The 4,938-nt window shown below is 63.9% G+C and carries 7 protein-coding genes and 1 pseudogene; 5 read left to right on the top strand and 3 right to left on the bottom strand.

Annotated features, from left to right (window positions below):
• A partial coding sequence (locus ACWCSD_RS47750; RefSeq protein WP_449925648.1) for a YciI family protein occupies nucleotides 1-311 on the top strand: 311 nt, incomplete at its 5' end.
• Nucleotides 312-457: 146 nt separating this feature from the next.
• The gene (locus ACWCSD_RS47755; RefSeq protein ID WP_449925651.1) at nucleotides 458-1,297 is read left to right on the top strand and encodes an SAM-dependent methyltransferase; all 840 of its coding nucleotides are present in this window, start codon (nucleotides 458-460) and stop codon (nucleotides 1,295-1,297) included.
• A gap of 388 nt (nucleotides 1,298-1,685) precedes the next feature.
• On the opposite strand, the gene ACWCSD_RS47760 is transcribed toward ACWCSD_RS47755, so the two are convergent.
• Nucleotides 1,686-2,441 (bottom strand): XRE family transcriptional regulator, encoded by a 756-nt coding sequence (locus tag ACWCSD_RS47760; RefSeq protein ID WP_449925654.1) that lies wholly within the window; start codon nucleotides 2,439-2,441, stop codon nucleotides 1,686-1,688.
• 242 nt (nucleotides 2,442-2,683) lie between these two features.
• On the opposite strand from ACWCSD_RS47760, the gene ACWCSD_RS47765 reads away from it, so the two are divergent.
• From ACWCSD_RS47765 to ACWCSD_RS47775, 3 genes are read left to right on the top strand one after another with little or no spacing between them, the layout of a single operon-like run.
• Entirely contained in the window at nucleotides 2,684-2,935 is a 252-nt protein-coding gene (locus ACWCSD_RS47765) for a hypothetical protein (RefSeq protein ID WP_449925657.1), read from the top strand.
• Nucleotides 2,916-3,398 carry a GntR family transcriptional regulator gene (locus tag ACWCSD_RS47770; protein ID WP_449925660.1) on the top strand — a complete coding sequence of 161 codons (483 nt, stop codon included), beginning with the start codon at nucleotides 2,916-2,918 and terminating at the stop codon, nucleotides 3,396-3,398. The genes ACWCSD_RS47765 and ACWCSD_RS47770 overlap by 20 nt, the downstream gene beginning before the upstream one ends.
• A 57-nt stretch (nucleotides 3,399-3,455) precedes the next feature.
• On the top strand, nucleotides 3,456-4,031 hold the full coding sequence (locus ACWCSD_RS47775; protein WP_449925663.1) for an HD domain-containing protein: 576 nt from the start codon (nucleotides 3,456-3,458) through the stop codon (nucleotides 4,029-4,031).
• Here the strand turns inward: ACWCSD_RS47775 and ACWCSD_RS47780 are convergent.
• Together ACWCSD_RS47780 and ACWCSD_RS47785 are read right to left on the bottom strand one after the other, a co-directional pair.
• Nucleotides 3,999-4,475, bottom strand: a complete 477-nt coding sequence (locus tag ACWCSD_RS47780) for an NUDIX hydrolase (protein WP_449925666.1) — start codon at nucleotides 4,473-4,475, stop codon at nucleotides 3,999-4,001. The genes ACWCSD_RS47775 and ACWCSD_RS47780 overlap by 33 nt on opposite strands.
• A 2-nt stretch (nucleotides 4,476-4,477) precedes the next feature.
• Nucleotides 4,478-4,938: pseudogene (locus ACWCSD_RS47785) on the bottom strand (XRE family transcriptional regulator); the annotation flags it as partial.

The following is a 4,938-nucleotide window of genomic DNA, read 5'->3' on the forward strand; positions in this document are numbered from 1 at the left end:
GTTCGATGCAATTTTTGCTCATCGCCTATGACGGCACGGACGACCAGGCGCTTGAGAGGCGACTGCTGGCCCGGGATAAGCATATCGCCCTAGGGGACCAGATGGTCGCTACCGGAAACATGCTCTATGGCACCGCCATCCTGGATGACCAGGACAAAATGATCGGTTCGATGCTCGTCCTCGACTTCCCATCGCGAGCCGATCTTGATGAGTGGCTTGCCATCGAACCCTACGTAGTAGGGGATGTCTGGAAGGACATAGATGTCCGGGCATGCCGTGTAGGACCATCGTTCACCGGTCTGCACCGGTGAAAGTCGCGCTCATATAGGGACGCTCGATGCCACAGTGACGTTTGGCGTCCCAATATGAAGTTTGAAGTGTCTATGTCTCGACATGCTCGGTGTACGATGACGACGGGACCGCTTGGCATTCTATTCATCGCTGGTACCATGACAATATGTCGGAGGCCCTGGATCCACTCGCCAAGACCGCTCTCTGGACCGCATCGTCTCGAGCTCGTGAGCAGGCACGTCCGGATCGCCTCTTCCTTGACCCACTAGCCACGATTTTGGCTGGGCAAGAAGGCCCCCTAATCATGCGTCGCTTTGAGGAAGAGGTGCAGCATAGCGTCGAGGATCCCGCGATGGCCGTGCGAACGCGCTTTTTTGATCAAAAAATTCTTGAGATTGCCTTGGACCAGCGGATCCGACAGTTCGTTCTAGTTGGCGCAGGTATGGATACCCGCGCCTTCAGGCTGGATTGGGCGCCGGGGATGGTCATCTTCGAGATCGATCGTCCGGCACTGCTCGAAGTGAAGAGACAACGGCTCATTACCGCAGGTGCTCAGCCCCGCTGTGAGTGGCGTAACTGCGGAGCGGACCTCCTACAAGAGTGGATACCATCACTGCTCAGGGTGGGTTTTCACCCAGAGTGTCCGACCATCTGGCTGGCTGAAGGGCTGCTTTATTTCTTTACGCCAGATCAGCGAGACGCCCTCCTATCTGACATCGCCTCCCTCTCGGTTCCTGGAAGTTGGTTTCTCGCCGACTATGTGAGCCAGAAGTCGTTGGAAAGCGATGCAATGGCAAAATGGCTCCAGGAAATGGCCAAGAGCGGTCATGCCTGGCAGTCCGGCTGCGACGAGCCCGAAGCCCTTCTTGCTGACTACGGGTGGACCACGCAGGTGACGGAGTATGGCTCACCAGAGGCCGACTACGGTCGATGGAGGCATGCCGTGATCGAGCCTGGTGTGCCGGGAACTCGAGGGCGGTACATGATCGTCTCGTATTCGCCTTGACCAAGTGTCTGGCTGCGCTCTCACCAGCCATGCTCCGAACTTCTCGGGATTACCTTCTGGGTGCCCCAGCCTCGAACTTCGATGCCATGGCCTGACGAAGGAAAGCCTCGGCGTCGATCGCCCCAACCCATGCGAAAGAGCAGCGAGGCGAGCGATCGTCACGACCTCAACCACTTCGCAAGCTCGGTGGAACAGGACGACCACCGCCGCCTGCCAAACGCCCGCTAACCACACGTCGAAATGAGCTTGCCCGCCAGCTGCGGCTACCGAGCGCGTGGGCGGTGCTGGTCGCGACCGGCCGAAGAGCCGCAGCGCGGCCAGCGACCGCCCAACGCGCGGCAGGCCGCCGGAGGCGGGCTGCCCTTGATCACGTGTAGAGAAGTTGCTTTCAGGGCTGTCCGGTGTCTGATCGGCTCTTGTTGTCGTGAGGCACAGCGGTGGCCCAGACCTGTACGAAGCTGGCGAGGTAGACCGCGGCTGTGCCCTGCTCCTCCTTGTGGTGGAGGTGCATGACGGGGGCTTCGGCGGCTGGGGTGGCGTAGGCGTGGAGGTTGACCAGGAGTTCGTTGTCTGCGCGGAAGATGGAGTTGTAGAGGACGGTTCGATGGAGTCGGACCTCTACGTTGGGGACGTCGTGTAGCCGGCGGTAGAGGGTTAGGGCGTTATTGATGCGGGCGGCCATGACTTCGGGGCCGATGCCCTCGTCGGTGCCGCGTCTGGCGACCTGGGGGCTGTTGGGGTCGCCGAGGAGGATGCGGATCTTGACGCCTGCGTGTGCCCTGGCGGTGAGGGTGTCGAGTATTTTGCCGTCTTCCGGGAGGAACAGGCCGCTGTAGGTGAGGATGTCGATCTCCTCGGTTGCACCTTGGAAGAGGGCATGCCAGACACTCTTGGGGACGGCCCAGCGGTGGGGGTAGATGGCCCGGACGTCGCCGGCGAGGGCGAGGTGTTGTCGGGCTACCTGCGGCCAGAGGTCGGCTTCGTGGACCTGGAGGAGGTCGGCGATGGCCCAGCGGTGGCGGGAGTAGGGGATGCGGCCCTGGAGCCAGCGGTGGACGGTCTTGGGGTCCACGGTGAGGGCTGCCGCGACGTCGGTCGGGGTGATGCGGGCTGCGAGCATCGCGTTGCGCAAGTGGTCGTTCATGGGGGCCGCCGCTCCTGTGAGGGAACCGTCGTTGTCTGCGACGTTAACATGAGACGTCCCTAGACGTCCCTTAGTTGCGGTGTAGAGGTTCCCAGTGCCTGGCCGATGCTCGTGGGGCCGGAAGAGCCACCGAAGGGACGGAACACATGCAAAGCGGCCGAGCACAGAGCCTCGCTTACCAGCAGCGTCTGCTGACGGAGCTGGGGAACGGGCTACGACCTCGGGGTATCGCAGCCGTTTTGATGGCGGCTGAGGATGGGCGTCCTGAGTTGAGCGTCCAGGATCGTCGCTCTCGTATCCGCAAGGTCTACGTCAACGTCCCGTTCTACTGGTTCTATTGGGGTGATCAGCCCGACGAGCGGACCAGTTGCCTCAATCTGGAGGCCGCCATCGACCGGGTTGAGCAAGTCGCCCGGAACGGCTGGCGCTCAGGTGAGCAGGCCGAGCTGCGTATCGATCTGGGTCTGATCTCTGATGCGTATCGGCGTGCCTGACGGCATGGCTGTGGACGAATCTCCGTGGCTGACGGGCGGTGCTGTCTACGCCCAGATCGCGGAGCGGCTGCGGGCGCGGGTCGTTGCCGGCCGGTATCCGGCGGGCGGTTCGCTGCCGTCCGAGGCTGAGTTGTGCGCGGAGTTCCGGGTGGCCAGGAACACGCTCAGGCGTGGCCTGGCCATCCTGGAGCAGGAGGGGGTCATCGTCACGGTTCCCTCGAAAGGCCGCGTGGTGCCGGGGCCGCGGGCGGACACCGCGTACCGATATCAGGTGATCGCCTCTGAGCTGCGCGCTCAGATCGAGAGCGGCGCCCTCGCCGCGGGGGCTGTGTTGCCGAGCGAGAAGGAACTGCGGCAGCGGTACGAGGCTTCGCGGGACACGGTGCGGCGGGCGCTCGACGTTCTGGAGCGTGAAGGGTTGGTCGTGGTCGAGCATGGGCGGGGTCGGTTCGTTTGTGGGTGAGACGTCCTAGGACGTCCGCATCTGGCCCTAGATCGGCCCATATACGGTCTGTCTAAGGTGAACGACGTGGAGCATGTCGATTGGGCCTATGGCCTGGCCAAAGAGCTGTTGAAGACGACCTTGCCTCGCCGTTGGGCACATACCGAGGGAGTGGCTGAGCGAGCTGCTTCCTTGACGCCGCTCCTGGGGGAAGAGGCCGACACCTTGATTGCCGCTGCGCTGTTGCATGACATCGGGTACGCCCCGGATCTGGTTGACACGGGCATGCATCAGCTTGACGGCGCTCGCTACCTGCGCGACGTCGCCGGGGCGGATGGACGGCTGTGTCGCCTGGTGGCCTATCACTCGTGTGCGGACAACGAGGCCCGGCAGCGGGACCTGTTCGACGTGTTGGCCAGGGAGTTCGACCAGGAAGCGCCGGACTTGGCCAGGGCGCTCACCTACTGCGACATGACGACCGGTCCGGACGGCCGGCATGTGGACGTTGCCGACCGGCTGGCCGAGATCCATTCTCGGTACGGACCTGAGCATGTGGTCAGCCGGTCGATCGCGGACGCTACCCCCTGCATCGTGTCCTCGGTGCGTTCGGTAGAGGCGGCGCTATCCGATGTGCGGCAGGCCGACGCCGGTTAGGTAGTGGTCGATCCGCATGCGCATCGAACGGTCCATCGGCAGTGACGTGATCTCGTTCCGCGGCACCCAGCGGACCTCTCGGGACTCCTCGCTCGGAGTTGGCTCGCCCTCGATCGCCTGACCGGTCAGGACGATGGAGAACTCCTGTCGGGCCTCGCCGTTGGAGGTGTAGAGGATCACGTGCCGGGGGTCGCTGTAGGTGCCGACCAGGCCGGTGACCTCGCAGGTGATGCCGGTCTCCTCGTGCGTCTCGCGGATGGCCGCCGCAGGGATGGACTCGCCGAGGTCGATCGCGCCGCCGGGCACGGCCCAGTTGTCGTTGTCGCTGCGGCGGATCATCAGGACGTCCCCGGCCGTGTTGGTGACGATGACGTTCACGGACGGAACCAGGCTGTTCGGCTCGGGCGCGTCGGGGTCGTCGTAGAAGTCGATCCGCTTAGCCATGGTCAGGACTCCACCGGGGTCGCTTGTGCCCATACCTTCTCAAAGCTGTCGGCGTAGGTGGTCACCATCTCGCCGCCGGCCACCCTTCGCAGATGCAGTACGGGCGCGTTCCCGGCGCGGGTGCCGTACACGTGCATGTTGACCAGGTAGTCGCCGTCAGCCTGGTAGATCGAGTTGTACAGGATCGTCTGATGGAGGCGGAGCTCGAAGTTGTCCAGGGGCAGGAGCGGCCGGTAGAAGATCAGCGCGCTACGGATCTGCGCGGCCATGCTGTCGCCGACACCCTCGTCCTCTCCCCGCTGAGCGACTTCGGCGCAGCCGGGGTCGCCGAGCAGGACACGGACCCGCACGCCCGCCTGTGCCTTCTCCCCCAGCAGGCGGACCATCGCGGCGTCGTCGGCGAGAAACAATCCGCTGTAGACCAGGACGCCGATGTCCTGGGACGCGGCGGTGAACAGACGTC

The sequence above is a fragment of the Nonomuraea sp. NPDC001684 genome, assembly GCF_053596515.1.